Here is a 19294-nt window from a genome sequence, read left to right on the forward strand (position 1 = left end):
TGCTACTTGGTATTCGCAGGTTTCTTTGCTGGTGCTGTCTTCTGAGTTTCCAGGGGAATCGGTACATTCTGCTTGTCTCCCGGCGATTCTCTCAGCTCCTGTAAACGACCACGATAACGTTCATACAACCGCGTCTGCTTGCTTTCGGGTGCCATTATTTTCCCGCCAACACAGACCGCTTTAATATGTGAGGTATGTTGCAAAGGCGAACCATCGGCGATTACCAGATTGGCCAGTTTGCCCGCTGTCAGAGATCCAACCTGACTGTCGATTCCCAGAATTTCCGCTGCAGAGAGTGTGACCGATCGCAAAGCAGCCTGCTCAGGCAGGCCATAAGCGACTGCCATCGCAGCTTCAAACGGGGTGTTCCGCGAATTCCAGGCACTGTGAGAACGAATACAGAACGAAACTCCCGCGTCATACAGGTGCCCCGGATTCGCATAGGGTGCATCAAAAGGATCGTAGTCGTCCTGGGGTTTCTGCATCACAGGCCCGACGATCACAGAAACCTTCCGCTGCTTCAACTCCTCCGCCAGTTTCCAGGCATCCGCGCCGCCGGTAATCACGATTCGCAGCTTTTCCTCTTCTGCAAACAGCAAGGCACCGGCAATCGCTTCGCGCGAATTCGCCTCAATAAAGACCGGCTTCTTTTGCTGCAGGTAGGGAATCAACGCTTCAAAACGGGGATCGGTCACCGGCTCACGTGTCCCTTTCTCCTTTGTCTGCTGCTTCAGTTTTTGATACAGGCGGGCCTGCTTCAGAAAGTCTCTCAGTTCGTCCTGGCGCTCCTGTTTGGTACTCCAGTCGATCTGCAGACCCGCTTCCAGTTCCATCACCATTTCCGGTGCGGTCCAGCCCGCGGTCTGCACGAGCGAAGCCTGACCGGAGATCAGACCGGACTGCGGGCTGACTAACACTGTTGTGATGCCCCCCGCACGAGCCACAGGAAACAACTCGGAATCAGGATTAATGGCCACCCCCGTGCGCAGATCGGGCTGCAGGTCACCACTCTCCGCATAATCGCGTGTTTCGCGGACCTTATCGATTTCCGTTAAACCTAATGTAGAACCGGAATCGATCATTCCCGGATAAATATGTAAGCCTGCGGCATCGATCACCATCATCTCAGCAGGCAGTGTTTTTGCAGGTCCTGCATAAGTGATTTTCTTATCTTTGACAATGATCGTCCCCTTGACGATATCACCCCGATCGACCGGATGCAGTGTCGCTCCAGTGATGGCATACTCAGTCAAGTCTGCTGTCGGCAATGCCAGTTTTGCATCAGTCTGTGCGGCGATCGCAACTTGAGGTGCCTTGGACCGTCGCTCTGCCGATTCGGTCATGGCGGTCGGCTGCAGGCTGCGATCAAAATAGACTTCCCCCTCAATAATCGTCATCTCACAGCGTGAGTAGGCATTCAGAGGATGCCCGCTGAACACAGCAAAGTCACCATCTTTACCGATTTCGATGGATCCGATCTGCTGATCGAGACCCAGCTCCTTCGCCGGGTTGATCGTGATCGTACGCAGTGCATCATTGAACGACATATTACCATAGCGAACTGTCTTGGCTGCTTCGAGATAGAGATGTCGGATCAGTTCCCAGTCATCACTTTTGATCACTGTATTGATGCCTGCTTCATTCAACAGCGCCGCATTAAAAGGAACCGCATCAAAGGCTTCGATTTTGTAAGCCCACCAGTCCGAAAACGTACTGCAGCTGGCACCATGCGCCAGAATCTCGGGAGCAATCTTATAGCCTTCCAGTACATGCTGCAGCGACCAGACCCGAATCCCCATATTCGAAGCGACACGCAACAGCATCAGGATTTCATCCGCGCGATAACAATGCGAATGGATAAACTTTTCATGGTTCACAATGTCCGCCAATGCTTCCAGCCTCAGGTCCCGTCGCGGAGACAGCCGTTTGATGTCCGGTTCATTTTTCTGTAACTTTTCATACTCCTGCCACTGTCGGCGGTAATCGATGGCTTCCAGAAACGCACGTTGCAGTGTCGCTTCAACTCCCATGCGGGTATTGGGAAAACGCGAAGTGCGATATTTGACGTTTTCTCCCAGCGCAAATTTCACTCCTTGTGGAGCATCGTGCAGAATATGTTCCCGAGCTGACTTACCATGCTTGAGTTTCACAACCGCATCCTGACCGCCAATCACATTCGCCGAACCATGAAACAACCGCGCGGCAGTCACGCCCCCCGCTAATGCCCGGTACTCAGACGGGTCTGCCGTATTTACGACATCACGAACCCGAACTTCAGGGACAATCGACTGCGAATACTCGTTGATCCCGTCTGTGATCATGATATGACTGTGGGTATCAATGATACCCGGCATCAGATACAGCCCGGTAATATCAACGACTGTCGTCTGCTCAGGCACTTTCAGATCTCTGCCAATCGCGGCGATCTTGCCCTCTTTTACTAGAACTGATGTCTGCTGCATCGTTTCTCCGGTGACAGTGATCACCGTTCCATTTTTCAGCAGTAGGTTTCCTCCCGTATTTACCGCCTGGCTGATCCGATCGGCCTTGAGTTCCGTATTAAACTGATGCAGGTTAGGGCGGTCTTCGCTTTTCAAAACCGGTTTTTCTGCCACCAGGATTTCGCTGTCTGAATCGGCCAGCAGATCATCACCGTCGTCCATTCCCTCCAGAGAGAGTTGGATCGGATTCTCAACGACCGATTCCATCGTCTTTACTTTTCGAACCGCCGACCACTGCGTTTCTGTCCCGAAGGCCGACTTCAGTTTTCCGGAAAGCGATTGCGGCTTCAACTCTTTTCCCAGTTCGCCTTTAAACTGCAGTTCAATTGAATGCTCCCCGGCACCAATGGCCACAGTGAATTCAAACTGTGACTTTTCGATTTTACCAGAAGTGACTTTGCCGTCCCCCTTTTCACTGGAAAACGTGCCTCTCAAGGCAGTCTTTTCCTGCGCAAGCTGCAGTTGACCAATGACCTTGCCTTGAGCTGATTGAATTTCCACCCCCCATTCACCGGCTAAATCAACGGTTGCAGACTCGGGCTTAGCTTTTGATTTGGATTTCGATTTGTCCTCTTCGTCTTCTTTTTTCTTCTCTTCGAAATCCAGCTTAAGGCCATCCACAAACAGGTACCGAACTTTGGTTTCATCTTCATTCCAGGGGCCAGACATGACCGTCAGATGCGCCAGCTTACCCGCGTCAATCGTCCCCAGACGTGATTCCATGCCGAGCAGACCGGCAGCATCCACCGTCAGAAAACGCAGCGCCTGTTCTGCTGACAGGCCTTCTTTTACCGCCACCCGCAGTTGTGGCAGGACGTCTTCAACATGTTTTTTCATCGATTCCGAAGAGATCGCCATTGGTAAACCGCTTTCTGCCAGCAGGCTCAGGCCCTGAATCTTCTCTTTCCAGAGGCGGAGTTTTTCCTGCTGGACGCGAACGGGATCCGCAAATTTGATCGTCAGTTTTTTCTCATCCCCTGGTTCTTTTACTTTCGGCTTCTCGGGAATGTTGAGCCGAATGATCAAGCCGCTCGATTCATTTTTCAGGCGATCCAGGCACAGGTAGGCTTCATCCCCCCCATAGATCACCGGTTTCAGATGAAACTCCGTACAGAAATCGAGTGTCCGTAAAATCTCATCCCGCGAGTCAGCGGTAAACACGGGAGCCTTCTTGCCATGCAGAACTTCCTTCAACTCTGCATAAGCAGGATCGCTCGGCGGGCGTTTGACGAATACACTTTGCTCTCGATATAGATCCCAATGCTGTTCATAATGCTGTGTATCTAAAAAGGTCTGACGTAAATGGGCGAGTGCTCCCATCAGCGTGGTGGGATAAACATCGCCACGCGGCGCATACAGGCGAAAGGCGCTCATCGTCGATTTGACCAGAGTCGCTTCACGTACAGGCAACTCACTGGTGGAGAGCAGTGTTCCCTGGCCACTGGCGATCTTTCCCTGGGGAAGCACGTGCACGGCTGTGAACCCGGCCTTCTGGTATTTTTCGAAACTGTTCTTTTTGCGGACAACGGCTTCATTCGCCAGAAAATCCGGACTGAGGTGATTTCGATTATCAGGGCGCGTCGCTGCCAGGGCATAGCGACCGAAATCAACTTTGCGCTCACTCGGCTGCGGAGCTTTGATGTCTTTATTGAGCAATTCGCTGGACGCGGCATCAACGAAGCCCGGGTATACTATTAACCCCGCACAGTCGATCACATCCGCATCCGCTGGAATTTTCAGATCTATGCCGACTTCTGCAATCAACCCATCACGGATCAGGACGGTCGCGTTTTCCAGCACGGTTCCCGGCTGAGTGACCACGCGAGCTCCTGTCAAAGCGAAAGAAGTCGTCTCAAAACCCACATTGCGAATAGCTTGTGCCTCAGTAAGCTGGGGCAGAGTCTGCAGAGAGAAAACAGACAACAGGCAGAAAATACGTAGATAAGACATGGTTGTACCAGATCAGTTTCATGAAAACAGGTAGGACAAAATGACTGCGGAGTTTCACTTTAACAGTCGCGCCGACGGTTGAGAATAGGGATTTAGTCTTGAAATCGATTTCCCGCAAATTGCCCCGGACAGAAAATGAACCTGAAAAAGAGGCTGTTTATTTCGCTGATTTTTTGATCAATGGTTTTTTCCGGCTCTGATCGTATTCGCTGGTATTCCAGACGGGCCCTTCTTTCTGAACAGCCGCATACTTCTGCACCAGCTTTTTCTTCAATGTGTCCAGTCGCTTCTGCTCCTGCCAGGCTAGATTATGCTGTTCGCTGATGTCGTCTTTCAAGTTATATAGTTCGAACTTTGTCAGCTTCGCATTCTTGATAATCTCTTGAGAAACGGAATTGACATTCCCTCCCAGCGGAATGATGCCTTCCGGGCCACTCCAGTGCGCAACCACTTTCCAGTCCCCCTCGCGCATCGCCACACGCGGCGTGCTATAAGCGCGATAGTAATTCCAAAACAAAGGCGTCGTTCTCTCAATCTCGTTCCCGGCAAACAGCGGTAAGAGGCTGGCACCATCCAGGGGACGCTGATCGGGTAACGCGACACCAGCGATTTCGCAGAATGTTGGTAACAGGTCGACACTGCAGACAGGTGTCGCGCTCTCCTGTCCCGCTTTGATTTTTCCCGGCCAGCGGACGATGCCCGGCACGCGAATTCCCCCTTCGTAGATATGCAGTTTCATGCCACGCAGCACACCCGGCGATCCCCAGGAGCGTCGTGAGCCTTTTCCATAGCGATTCAATGTTTCCGGACCATTGTCAGATGTGAAGAACACCAGTGTATTGTCGGCGACATGCATTTCATCCAGTTTTTTCAACAGTTTTCCGACGGCACGGTCCATATTTGCGACATTCGCAAAGTACTGTGCCTGATCTTCATACAGACTCTTGCCGAGATATTTTTCTACAAGTTCCGGGGGAGAAGCCACCCGCTCATGTGGCTCATGAAAACAGACATGCAGAAAAAAAGGTTTCTCTTTCTCGCGCCAGTCACTCAACCAGCGAATTCCTTCATCGGCGACGATCTGACAGGAAAACCCTTCAATCTCGCCCAGTGGCTCTCCGTTACGGACAAAATTATTGGGATTCTCATGCGTGGGCAGGGCGTTGTTCTGGGTACTGAACCAGTGGCGAAAACCATGATCACCCGGCTGCGGCTGTTCTTTGGAATTAAACATTCCATTGCAATGCCACTTTCCTACGTGGGCGGTTTCATAACCTGCCTGCTGTAGTAACTGCGCAATTGTGACTTCATCCCGTTTCAGATGCATCGGATGCCCTTCGGGGATCCAGTCATACACGCCCAGACGATTCGGAGTCCGTCCCGTCAGCAAACCAGCCCGCGACGGAGAACAGACAGGAGCACTGGCATAACAGTCCGTCAGCCGCATCCCCTCGGAGGCCAGCTGATCCAGATGGGGAGTTTTGATCACAGGATGGCCATAACAGGCCAGGTCCCCATAACCCAGATCGTCGCAGAGAATCACCAGTATATTGGGTTGGGCAGCCTGTTGTTTTTCGACAGCCTGCAATTCAGGCAAACCAAGTAACAGGACTGTTGCCAACAGCAGGGCAAGTGCACTTTTGAGATACATGTCAACTTCCAGATGAATGGTGAGGATTTATAGAATGGCAGTCGGTCGGTACAATTTCTCTATCATGAACGATGCAGAGACCTGTCGCAATTGTTAATCCACTGATTGTAACAGCCAGCCGGGAAATGATTCCAACCGGAGTGAATTTCATTTTTTCTAATCTGCTGGAAGTAATTTCTCATCCGCGTCGGTAAAATAAAATCTTGAGTCATCGATTCATCCAAAACAGTCTCAAGATTGAAGAACCTCAGACCCCTGTATAATTGAGCTTCAGAGGTATTATGATTTTACGATATTTAGTCGGACTCCTGCTCGTACTCTGCCTACCGGCGATGTCGATTCTGTCTGCACAGCTTCCTCAAAATGAAAGCAGTGACCGACATAAGATTGTCCTGATCGCAGGTCCCAAAAGTCATGGCCCAGTGGGAAATGGGATTCATGACTATCCCTGGTCGGTCAAACTGCTTAAGGTCATGCTCGACAATTCCAATATTCGCGACACAGTTCAGGTCGAATATCACCTGGATGGCTGGCCGGAAAATCCGGAGACGCTGAATGACGCCGACACCATCATGATCATTTCTGATGGCAGAGACGGCGAAAAATTTGCGGAAGCGCCGCACTTTGCCAATGCTGCACACCTGAAACAGATTCAGCAGCAGATCGATCGGGGCTGTGGCTTTCTGACATTTCATTTCTCCACATTCGCCCCTGACCAGTATGCGAAACAGATTCAGAACTGGTCCGGCGGTTATTTTGACTGGGAAGAGAATGGAAAACGGAACTGGTATTCGGCGATTAAAACACTCAAGGCCCCGGTAACACTGCCTGAGCCCAAACATCCGATCTGCCGCGGCGTCGAACCGTTTGAGCTTCGCGAGGAGTTTTATTACAACATTCGCTTCCAGCCTGCAGATCAACAGCTGACGACTTTACTGGAAGTCTCTGAACTCAAAGGACGCCCTGAAAACGGCAACATTGTCGCCTGGGCTAAAGAACGCAGCCAGGGGGGGCGCGGCTTTGGCACGACCTGCGGTCATTTTTATGATAACTGGCAGAACGCCGCCTTTCGAAAATTCATCCTCAATGCCATTGCCTGGACCGCAAACATCGACGTCCCTAAAAACGGTGTGGAAGCCCCATACTACACTCATGCAGAAATCAGCACCGCCCTGGCAGGCATCCAGGGAACCGAACCAGCGTTAATTGATACAGAACCCATTCGAGTATTACTATTCGCCGGCAACGAGGCGCATGCCTGGCATAACTGGAAAAAAACCACGCCTGTGATTAAGCAACAGTTGGAACGAGACCCGCGTATCAAAGTGGATCTCACGAATGACATCGAAGATCTGTCGAAAAAGGATTTGCAGGACTATCAGGTCATTGTGCAGAACTATACCAACTGGCATGATAAAACCCCATTAAGTGAAACCTCGCGCAACGCATTTATGAATTATCTGCAACAAGGCGGGGGGCTGATCTTAATCCATTTCGCCAATGGTGCCTTTCACTTCTCACTCCCCCAGGCAGGAGAATCCGACTGGCCCGAATATCGTAAGATTGTTCGCCGGGTCTGGAATCATCATGGCAAGGGAGAACAGAAAAGCGGACACGATGCCTTCGGAGAGTTCACCGTCCAGATTACCGACGCCACGCATCCCCTCACCCGAAACCTGCAGGATTTTCCGGTGACCGATGAACTCTATTTTCGTCAGGATGGCACCGAACCGGTTGAGGCTCTCATTACTGCCAGATCCAAAGTAACGAAAAACAAGGAACCGCTGGCCTGGACCTATCGCTACGGCAAAGGACGCATTTTCCAGACGCTGCTCGGGCACAGCGAAAAAACCTACGACTCCTTCGCCGCCACTGAAATGCTCCGCCGCGCCACCGCCTGGGCAGCCAGACGACCGATTCAGGAATTTGATCCCTCCCCGGCAGTAGAAGTAAAGCCCGTGCGGAAAGACACTTTGGTTCCCGGAAAATGGGGAAATGCCCTCAACGCGAATGCGGGATCATACCTGTCGAAATCAGCAGTTGGTTTATTAGATCACCGTCCCCTCAGTGCAGAGGGTTGGGTCAGATTGAACAGCAAAACGAGTTTCAATATCCTGCTCGCCTGTGACCCCAAGAGCGCGACAGCACATTGGGAAATGTACTCTTATGCCGGCAGTGGATTTTTCAGCGTGTATCTGCCCGGGCAGGGGGGAGAATTTAAGACGGGCATCAATATCTGTGACGACGAATGGCATTATGTCGCCATGATTCTGGAAGACTCTCGTTTGCGCCTGTATGTCGACGGCAAACAGGCGCTCAATTCGAAACTCCCGAAACGAAAATCAACCGAACCAGCAGAGCACAACATCGCTTTCGGACGGCTCGTCGAAAACAGGCTTGGCTGTGATGGCCTGCTGGATGATTTTCGTATTTCAAAAGAGATACGCGATTTTACAGTCGTTCCCATAGCGCCACTGAAACAGGATGAAAACACTCTGTTCCTGCTCTCATTTGACTTCCCTGATAAAATAAAAATCTCGGATCGATCTGAACCAGAGAAATCAGTTCGCGTTGAAACAGCTGCTACTGAAAAAGAACGCGACCACTGGGGCAAAGATGCGGTCGGGTTCGATCAGCCGATGGAAGAGACCAGTGATAATCGCTGGCAGCAGACGGAGATAGGCGGTTGGCTGGCCTGTATCGTGCCTTTACCAACGGGTCCTGTCAAGAAAGGGCTCTCGATCCGCGTCGGTGAAAATCAGGCAGCCACGATCTGCTATGACACCGCACACGGCAAAGTGCGGGGTATCTGGTCAAATGGATTTCTCAAGCCTTCCCCGGAACGCTTTGGTCTGATACGCGCACCGACACCCGTCGGCCAGATTCATTTTTCGACAGCAGAGGGGCCCGGCTGGAGACAGAAGTATCAGTTCGTTGGTTCTCACGTCAATCAGAATCGAGTCACACTGGAATACCGTATCGGTGAGACGACGATTTATGAATCTCCCTGGTTCAAGTCTTCCACTGAAGGCACCTGCTTTACACGCGCTTTTGAAATCGGCCCCGGGAAGGAAGAACTAAATCTGATCGTTGCTGATGCCAGTGAGGTGGAATCTGTAGAAAATCATCCCCAGCGAATGATCACGACGAATCAAAACAGTCCGGTTTTAATTGGCTGCATCGGCGGGGAAGAAATACAATCCCACATCAGTGCCAACAAAGAGCTGGGGACCGCCAGTTTTGTGATCCCTCCCCGCAAAACTACACAACGGTTTCTCGTTTATTACCAGATCAGTCCGGACGGCAAAACAAACGCGGCCTACAACGCTCCCAATCTCTCAGTACCAGACTCGCTGCAGACACAACTGATCCCGGGACCATCTCGCTGGACCGAAATACTCATTACCAAAGGAGTCCTCAGCCAGCAGAATGCTCCTTATGTAATCGACACGCTTACCATTCCGCATAAAAACCCGTACCGCGCGCTCTTCTTTATCAGTGGTCACGACTTCCTGGATAATGGAGACCTGGCGGTTTCAACCGTGCATGGCGATATCTGGCTGGTCAGAGGCGTTGACGCTGATTTAAGCGAATTGAAGTGGAAGCGTTTTGCTACCGGACTTTTTCAGCCACTGGGGCTGAAAGTCATCAACAACAAGATTCATGTATTAGGCCGCGATCAGATCACGATCCTGCATGACCAGAATCTGGATGGCGAAGCCGACTTCTATGAATGCTTCAACAATCAGATCCCGACATCCGTGGGTGGTCACGATTATGTAACCTGCCTTGAGACTGATTCCTTCGGGAACTTTTATTTTATGCACGCTCAGCAGGGGGTCATGCAGATCAGCCGGAATGGTAAACGTCTCAATCAGATTGCATCCGGCTTTCGCAATCCCAACGGTATGGGGATGGGCCCCGGCAATATTATCACCGCATCCCCCCAGGAGGGGAACTGGACTCCAGCTTCCAGCATCATAGAAGTAAAACAAGGAGGCTACTACGGCTTTGGTGGTTCACAGATCACGCCGGACAGACCGTTGGGATATGATCCCCCATTATGCTGGATCCCGCGACTGCAGGATAACTCCAGTGGCGGACAGGTCTGGGTGACCAGTCGGGAATGGGGACCGCTGGAAAATCAGTTATTACATTTGTCTTACGGGCAAAGTAAACTGCTACTCACATTGCGGGAAGTCATTGCGGACCAATCGCAGGGGGGCACACTCACACTGCCGCTCGAGTTTGAGTCGGGAATCATGCGGGGACGCTTCAGCCCCGAAGATGGGCAGCTTTACGTCAGTGGTTTGAGAGGCTGGGTAACGAATGCGGTCCGAGACGGTTGCCTGCAACGCGTGCGCTACACTGGAAAACCCGTCCACCTGCCTGTCGCAGTCAAAACCATGCAGAATGGAATTGCTTTGACGTTTACGAACCCATTGGATCATCAAACGGCTGAGAACCCCGATAATTACGCTATTGAACAATGGAATTATCTCTGGTCACAAAACTACGGTTCGCCGGAATATCGCGTTTCCGCTCCCCAGACCGCAGGTCGTGATGAAGTCGAAGTCATCTCTGCCACGTTGTTGCCTGACCAACGCACGGTTTTCCTGGAGTTGTCTCGTGTCATTCCCGTGATGCAGATGGGAATCACCTGGCAGTTAACCAGCCAGTCTGGTGAAACATTAAAACAGACCTATTATCATACGATCAATTCGGTTTCGTCCCGTAAAATGGAAGAATCTATATTGGTCCGTCGTCAGAAAAATGAACTACTCACAGCAACTCAGGTGCAACAGTTAAAACCAGGAGTTCTCTGGCGGTTTAAACAGAATCAGTCAACCGGTTCGACCGTGACTGATGCACGCAGCAACCGTCTGCTGGCTTTGTCTGTAAGCCCTGCAGAACCAGCCACGCCTTTTCTGAAACCGGGCCGTTTTTCTGCCACCGCCGAAGTCTATTTGCGCGTCCCCATTCCCGGTGAATACGAATTGAGTCTGGAGGGTTTGGGAACTGCCCGTTTAAAAGTCAATCAAAATCAAATTTTTCAGATAACCGGTACAGACTTCAAACAGTCTGCCCCCGTACCCGTTCATTTAAAAAAAGGGTTTAATCAATTGCAGCTGGACTACCAGAGCCAACCTGATGGTCGTGCCCGGTTAAGATTACTCTGGAAAGGCGAGAATTTTGCGACGGAACCAATCCTGCCTCAACTTTTGAGCCACACAGGTAATGACGTCCAGTTGCTGGAACGACAGCAGATCCGCCAAGGACGCGAACTGCTCGCGCAATTTCAATGTCTGGCCTGCCATACACTGCCGGGCGAAGATCTTTCATTCTCGCTTGCCCGGCTGCAGGCAGACAAACTCCTTTCAGAAGGCACAGCGATGCCTGAATTATCGCAGTCTGCGCCAGATTTGAAGAATATCGGGACGCGTGTGACAAAACGCTGGTTATTTCACTGGCTGTTAAATCCACATAATTTACGAGCACATTCCAATATGCCCTCCTTATTGGGTGATCCCGCTGAAAAGTTGACCATTCAGAAGGCAGCCGACTTAACCGCCTGGTTTGTGTCCCAGGCTCAGAAACCTGTCATTGACTATCCAGAAACACAATATGACACAGCGGAAACCGATCCAGAGAAATTACTGTCTGCAGGAGCAAAGTCGTACGAAGTTCTGGGTTGTATCAACTGCCATCACTTTTCTGTTAGCGAGGAGCCAGATGAATACCAACGACACTCACTTGCCTTAATCAAACGTAAATTCACCATTTCCCAGTTGGTACGTTTCCTGAAATCACCCCATGAACATTACCTTTGGAGTCGCATGCCTGACTTCAAATTGTCAAATCGGGAAGCAGCCGGCCTCGCCGCTTATCTTATCGAGAATTCCAAAGGAAAAATTCCGAAAGCAATGATTCCCCCAGCCGGTTCAGCGAACCGGGGTAAGACACTGTTTGATATATTGAGATGTGTTCAATGTCACTCTTCGCCCCATGAACCACCACTGGGTGCTACTGAATTCCAGGCAGTTCCCATCAGCGTCCAGTCACTTACGGTGGGGTGTCTTGCTGAAACAGATCAGCGACCTGCTTCCGCCCCCACCTTCTCATTTGGTCCGGAACAACGTTCTGCAATTCAGGCTGTACTAAAAACCGAATCAGACTCCCTGTTCAGACGGAGCGATACTGAGACTGCTGCAAGGTGGTTTCATCAGTTAAACTGTTCCGCCTGTCACACCAGAGATTCTGCCTCCAGTCCACGTGCCTTGATTGTCGTCGAAGAAGGGGAGTCGGGCTTACCTCCGGAACCCTTGCCGAGCCTGACATGGGCGGGTGAAAAATTGAAACCACACTGGTCCCAAAATTTTATTGGTGGACAGCTCCCCTGGCGTCCCCGTCCCTGGTTGAAATCCAGAATGCCTGCTTTTCCAGCGCACGCGGCGCTGCTGGCGCGAGGAATGGCGGCCGAGCATGGAATGCGCAATCACACATCTCCCAAGAACTCCAGTTCTGAACACACACAGCCAGAAATACAAATTCAACTGGGTAATCAGTTGACTGCGAAAAGCGCGCTCGACTGCCGTCAGTGCCATGGTGTCGGAGACAGCTTGCCAACTGGCGATGAGAAAACAAAAATTGCACCGGGGATAAATTTCGTGCACATCAGAGAACGTCTCAACGATGATTACTATCGGCGGTTTATTCTCGATCCACCGCGATTTGATATATCCTCAAAAATGCCCCGTCTGTCTGCAGACGGAAAAACAACAAAAATCACACATATTCTGGATGGAGACGCCCCCCTGCAGTTTCAGGCCATTTGGCGGTACATCCAGAGTCTGGATGAATCATCACGTTCTTTCAGAGACAACTGAAGCTGTACTTCCGATCTTATGACTCCAGGATAAAAAAGATGACACGTTACATCAGAACTTCACATGGTTCCCGCAATTCTTCATTTAAGATGCGGCTCATCATCGCAGTCGGCATCGCCCTGTTCAGTTTCATATCCTATCTGATGAAGTCAGATGTCAATGAAATCACGGGAGAGAATCAGCGGGTTGCTTTAACAGAGCAGCAGGAAATCGCTTTAGGTCTGCAGGCGTTGCCTGCCATTCTGCAGCAACATCACGGAGAGCACCCGGACCAACAGGCCCAGGAGTATGTCGATCGTGTCGGACGCCGACTGCTTGACAGTTTCAATGATGCCCTTGCAAAAGAGGGACGTCATAACCCTTATCGCTTTAACTTTCATCTGCTCAAAGATAACCAGGTGATCAATGCGTTCGCATTACCGGGAGGGCAGATCTTCATTACCGCTGCCTTGTACAATCAACTGGAAACAGAAGGACAACTGGCCGGTGTACTCGGACACGAAATTGGGCATGTTCTCTCTCGACATGGCGCACAACAGATGGCGAAACAGGAACTGACACAAGGACTGGCGGGCGCTGCGGGGGTAGCAGGGGGTGACGTCAGCAGCGCCAGGATGGCGGCAATGGTCGGATCAATGGTGAATATGAAATATGGCAGAAATGATGAACTCGAATCGGACCGCTGGGGCATCAAACTCATGGTCATGGCTGGGTACGATCCACACGCTATGATCGCCGTGATGGATATCTTGAAACGCTCTGCTGGTCCCGGAAAACAACCGGAAATCTTCAGCACCCATCCCGATCCCGGAAACCGTATTGAGCGCATCAATCATTTCATCCAGCAGGCCTTTCCGTCCGGCTTGCCCCCTGATCTCGAACCCTGAGTTCGGACTGAACTCAGAACTTGAAATAGCAGAAATACCGGGGAAATCACGTTAAATGACAAGACCTTGTAGTGCTCCTGAACAAAACATCTGATAGAAACAGGATAGTGAATTGACTTTGTCTGAGGATAAGTTAAAATATGTCTAGAACGAGCTGGCGATACGATTAGTATTGACGCTATGAGATAGTTTTGATAAACACTACTAACTAAGACATCTCAGGAAAGCCGTTTTTCAATGAGGATCTCCCCCCGCTTTTTGAGATCAATAACCCACCAATCAGTACAAAGAAATCACTGATTACCCAATTGGCTTTTATGTATGTGAGTCGTGTCCGGCGGGGCTTTAGTCTTCATTGGCACCACCCTTGATTAGATCTGGGCGGTCGCCTGTTTCTTGAAAGTAATTGCTCTTTCATGTTCGCGCTGAAGGATATTCAGGTATCTGAACCAGTTGCAAAACTACCAGACCAGATCACTGGCTATAAACATTATCTTCGGAAGGTTCTCTGCCTGCTGTTTCTGTTTTGTTGAAATGACATCAGAAGGCCGCCTAAATCTTTTCACCGTTTCGTCACCATTTATCGACGACAACTGAGTGAAAACTGATTCCAGCACGAGTTAGTAAAACATTTAAAAGTTCCTTATTAGCAACCATTTATCGGTTGACGGAACCTGATAGAAACGATTGAATTCTAGTAACAGTTTTTGACCACAATAATTTTGCCTGAAAGGATATCGGCAAGACGATCACCCTGTAAGAGGCATTCGTCAACAAGCTTGTCAAAGCAATCTGTTCTCAATGCCTGGGCTAAATCTCTTTACTGTTTCAAAAGCGATTGTCCTATGAGTTGGAATATTCAGGCCAAGATGGTCGAGTCCACAGATGGGCGAGTTATTCCACTGTGTGAGTCTTTTTTCAAGAGATCAGGCCTACGCCAGTTTCGTTAACTGGCATTGATCTGGTTTTCTCTGGATAAAGAGTCGGCACGTTCAGAAGTATGCCAGCAGCATTCAAGTATCATTGCAGGCTCTCTGCTGCCAATGATTCAGGCTTGAAGCATTTGTCTGTCACTTCGTTACTCGTTCATGCCGTAGTTGTGTCTCTAATTATTTCGTAACAATTTTATAAACATTTGGTGTTTCTGTATGGCCGCTAAAAGTTCTGAAACTTCAGACAAACCCAAACCTGCACGTCGCAAAACGACTAAACCACGAAAAAAAGTAGAACGCGCGACGGAGGACACTGTAGAGAAAAGTGAGACCGACGCCCTGCAGGATGAGTACCATCGCAAGGCCGAAGAAAACCTCGAAATGTTCGAAAAATCTCATTCATCCCCGAGCGATGCAGAACCTGAAAGAGAACCCGCAAGCATGTCAGACACCTCTTCTGAATCCACAGGCGACAATAACACAAACCGTGCAGACGGTGATCAGTCATCCGACAAAACCGGAGGCAATCGTCGCAGAAGAAGGCGTAGAAGAAAATCAGACGGCACGACCAGTCAGGGACCAGGACGACAGGGGCAAGGTGGCCAAAACAACCAGGGTGGAGGTAACCGAGGCCGTGCCAACTCCAACAACCGCGGCGGAAATCGTTCGCGATCAGGTGGGAATGCCGGAGGCAACAGAACACAAACCCGCAGACCACGCTCGAATACTCCTGTCGATGAAAACATATCAGGAACGATTGAAGGGGTACTCGAATTACACCCCAAAGCTTACGGTTTTATCAGAGACCCTAAATCCAATTACAAAGCGCAGGATTCAGATGCTTTTGTTTCCAGTTCTCTGATCGAAAAACATAACCTGCGAGAAGGTATTCTGATTCGCGGCGAAGTGGGACCTGGTACTCGCGGTCAAGGCCCCCGGCTCAAATCCATTGAGACCATTGATGGCCGGACCATTGAAGAATACCTGAAAATCAAATCGTTCGATGAGCTGACTCCCATTAATCCGTTTGAACAGATCAAACTGGAAACGGGTCCGATGCCAATCACAATGCGGATTATGGATATGCTGACGCCCATCGGCAAAGGCCAGCGTGCACTGGTTGTGGCTCCGCCTCGAACCGGTAAAACAATGCTGCTGCAGGATATCGCAGAAGCGGTCAGTACCAATCATCCCGAAATCCGTCTGATGGTGCTCCTGATTGACGAGCGCCCTGAAGAAGTCACGGAAATGCAGCGTTCAATCAAAGGTGAAGTCATCTCATCTTCAATGGACCGCGATGTCGAAAGCCACGTTCGCACGAGTCAACTGATTTTTGAACGCGGAAAGCGACTGGCCGAAGCAGGCGAAGACGCCTTTATTCTTCTGGACAGTATCACCCGGACCGCTCGTGCATTTAACAAATGGGTGGGAAATACCGGACGTACCATGAGTGGTGGTCTGGATGTGAAAGCCATGGATATTCCCAAAAAGATGTTCGGAACTGCCCGTCGCTTTGATGAGGGTGGATCCCTGACGGTACTGGGGACCGCATTGATCGATACGGGCAGCCGTATGGATGAAGTGATCTTTCAGGAGTTCAAAGGAACTGGCAACATGGAAATGGTTCTCAGCCGGGAACTGTCCGACCGCCGTATCTTTCCTTCGATTGACATTACACTCTCCGGAACCCGCCGTGAGGAAAAAATCCTGGCCCCCGATGTGCTGGAAGGCGTCACACTGCTCCGCCGCAGCCTGATTTCCCTGAACCCGGTCGAAGCCATGGAACAACTCAGTAGTACCCTCAAGAAATTCCCGAGCAACAAAGAATTTCTGGAAAAGATCCGCGCCATCCTGTAGGCGCATCACATTTGATCATAGCGTCTCTCAATCTATTAGACTCGGTCCAAATAGCTCTGAAGACGCTAAAGTAAAACTGGATACAGTCTAAGTCCGCTAGAGTCTGGACCGGCAAGACAGCGAATCACTTAACTGAGGGATTCTTTAGAACAGGAAATCACTGGTGGACCGTGCCGATTCCGATTCGCAGTCACACATTAACGAATCCAGTCAATCGTTGCTTCCTCAGACTACAGCAAATTCCGGCCAGAAACAGACAGCGACTTACCTGCGCGTGATTCTTTTAATCGTCCTGGCAGGGATCATCGGTCTGGTCTATTTCCAGTATCGCGATGTCCTGACACTCGAATACCTGGCAACCCGAGAACATCAATGGCAGGATTTTGCTGTACGACATCCCCTTGCGATTTACCTGATCGCGTTTCTGGTTTATACCGGAATCACGGGACTCTCCCTCCCGGGTGCAGTCCCGCTGACCTTATCCTATGGCTGGTTTTTCGGTTTCTGGAAAGGCCTGCTGCTCGTCAGCTTTGCATCAACGGCTGGCGCAACCCTCGCATTTTTAACCAGCCGCTATCTGTTTCGCTCGGCTATTCAAAGTCGATACAGCGATCGTTTTGCCAGTTTCAATCGGCAGTTTGAAAAAGAGGGTGCCTTCTACCTCTTTACGCTGCGACTGGTCGTCGCGGTTCCGTTTTTTCTCCTCAATCTGTTAATGGGGCTCACGACCATTCGTGTCTGGACATTCTGGTGGGTCAGCCAGCTGGGAATGCTTGCCGGGACTGCCGTTTATGTCTACGCTGGCACGAGTGTTCCCACGTTGCAGGAACTCTCTCAACAGGGAGCCCGCGGAATTTTATCCCCACAGCTGATTATCGCCTTTATCCTGCTGGGAACCTTTCCTCTGCTCGTGAAGAAAATTGTAACACGTCTTCAATCACAGCCCTGAGCAGACACAAATACAATCGTAAGAGATCAACATGACCAAACCGCTTCAGATTGATCCCCCCGATGAATTTAATCGACTGCTGGTGAATCAGGTCCACCCGCCAGACTGGATCAATCCTCAACCGGACGGCAGATATAATCTGGTAGTCATCGGCGCGGGCACCGCAGGTCTAGTCACCGCAGCCGGTGCGGCAGGGCTCGGAGCAAAAGTCGCGTTGATAGAACGACATCTGATGGGAGGCGACTGCCTCAATACAGGCTGTGTTCCTTCTAAAGCGATCATACGATCTTCACGAGCAATGCATACTGTCACGAAATCAAACGAACTGGGCATCCAGGTCGATCCTGATTCAGTGGCAGTCAACTTTCCACAGGTGATGAAACGCATGCGTAAATTGCGGGCCGACATCAGTCAACATGATTCCGCGCAACGTTTCAAAGACCTGGGAGTTGATGTTTTTATCGGCGATGCAAGCTTCCTCAACCAGTCAACAATTCAGGTGGATCAATACCAGCTCAATTTCAAAAAAGCGGTCATTGCCACAGGTGCCCGGGCTGCTATCCCTGAAATCAAAGGTCTCAAAGAATCTGGCTTCCTCACCAATGAAACTATTTTTTCATTAACAGAACTGCCTCACAGGTTGGCCGTTGTGGGGGCAGGGCCCATCGGTTGTGAATTAGCTCAAACATTCGCCCGCTTCGGTTCGGAAGTCACTCTGGTTCAATCTCAACCGCAGATTCTCCCCAGAGAAGACCGTGATGCTGCTCGAATTATTCAGAGTCAACTGGAACAGGATGGCGTCAAAATTCTTCTCAACACATCGACCACTCAGGTCTCTCTTACCGAAGCAGGCAAGAAAATTCAGGTCGACACTCAAGGAACACTGACCGAATTCAACGTTGATGAAATCCTCGTCTCCACCGGTCGTGCTCCCAATGTGAATGGCTTAAACCTGGATCAGGCGGGCGTGAAATATAATGAACGCGATGGCGTTGCCGTCAATGATTACCTGCAGACCACGAACCCTGCCATTTATGCAGCCGGCGATATCTGTTCGCGCTATCAGTTTACACATACCGCCGATTTCCAGGCCCGGATTGTGATTGGAAATGCCTTGTTTAAAGGCCGAAGTAAAGCTAGTCAGTTGCTGATTCCCTGGTGTACGTACACGGATCCCGAAATTGCACACGTCGGGCTGTATGAACATGACTCGGCCGCAAAGAATATCCACATACAAACCTTCATCCAGGAATTAAAAGACGTTGATCGTGCCATTCTGGATGCTGAAACAAATGGTTTTGTAAAAATTCATGTAAAACAGGGAACCGATAAAATATTGGGGGCCACCATTGTCGCCAGCCATGCGGGTGACTTGATTTCAGAAATCTCGGTCGCCATGAAGTCCGGCATGGGATTAAAGCAACTGGCCAGTGTAATTCACCCCTATCCTACCCAGGCAGATGCCATCCGAAAAATCGGCGACCAGTATAATCGCACGCGACTCAGTCCATTGATTAAAAGTATTTTCAATAAATGGCTCTCCTGGAGTCGATGACCTGAATGGATGGAGCGCTACATGAACTGCCGATTTTCACTTTGGATGGGGCAGGAACGCTTGCATTCCAGCCTCACAATGCTTCAGATAATCTAAAGACTGTTCAGACACAGCGAACCGGAGAA

The 19294-nt window shown here is 50.4% G+C and carries 7 protein-coding genes; 5 read left to right on the top strand and 2 right to left on the bottom strand.

The window, feature by feature from the left end; all coding sequences use genetic code 11:
• Nucleotides 1-2: 2 nt before the first annotated feature.
• Nucleotides 3-4451: an amidohydrolase family protein gene (locus tag Pan161_RS05495; protein WP_145224786.1), complete on the bottom strand. Its 4449-nt coding sequence runs from the start codon at nt 4449-4451 to the stop codon at nt 3-5.
• Nucleotides 4452-4608: 157 nt separating this feature from the next.
• A complete protein-coding gene (locus tag Pan161_RS05500; protein WP_145224788.1) occupies nt 4609-6102 on the bottom strand; it encodes a sulfatase in 1494 nt (497 codons plus the stop codon).
• Nucleotides 6103-6383: 281 nt separating this feature from the next.
• Here Pan161_RS05500 and Pan161_RS05505 point away from each other — a divergent pair, with 281 nt between their 5' ends.
• The 5 genes from Pan161_RS05505 (at nt 6384) to Pan161_RS05525 (ending at nt 19169) form a co-directional block, all read left to right on the top strand.
• Nucleotides 6384-12989: a ThuA domain-containing protein gene (locus Pan161_RS05505; protein ID WP_145224790.1), complete on the top strand. Its 6606-nt coding sequence runs from the start codon at nt 6384-6386 to the stop codon at nt 12987-12989.
• Between the two features lie 38 nt (nt 12990-13027).
• Nucleotides 13028-13876: a M48 family metalloprotease gene (locus Pan161_RS05510; protein ID WP_145224792.1), complete on the top strand. Its 849-nt coding sequence runs from the start codon at nt 13028-13030 to the stop codon at nt 13874-13876.
• Between the two features lie 1148 nt (nt 13877-15024).
• Nucleotides 15025-16665, top strand: a complete 1641-nt coding sequence (gene rho / locus Pan161_RS05515) for a transcription termination factor Rho (RefSeq protein WP_145224794.1) — start codon at nt 15025-15027, stop codon at nt 16663-16665.
• Between the two features lie 163 nt (nt 16666-16828).
• Nucleotides 16829-17614 (top strand): TVP38/TMEM64 family protein, encoded by a 786-nt coding sequence (locus tag Pan161_RS05520; RefSeq protein WP_145224797.1) that lies wholly within the window; start codon nt 16829-16831, stop codon nt 17612-17614.
• A gap of 31 nt (nt 17615-17645) precedes the next feature.
• Nucleotides 17646-19169: a mercuric reductase gene (locus tag Pan161_RS05525; RefSeq protein ID WP_197995711.1), complete on the top strand. Its 1524-nt coding sequence runs from the start codon at nt 17646-17648 to the stop codon at nt 19167-19169.
• Nucleotides 19170-19294 lie beyond the last annotated feature (125 nt).

Source organism: Gimesia algae (assembly GCF_007746795.1).
Lineage (GTDB): Bacteria > Planctomycetota > Planctomycetia > Planctomycetales > Planctomycetaceae > Gimesia > Gimesia algae.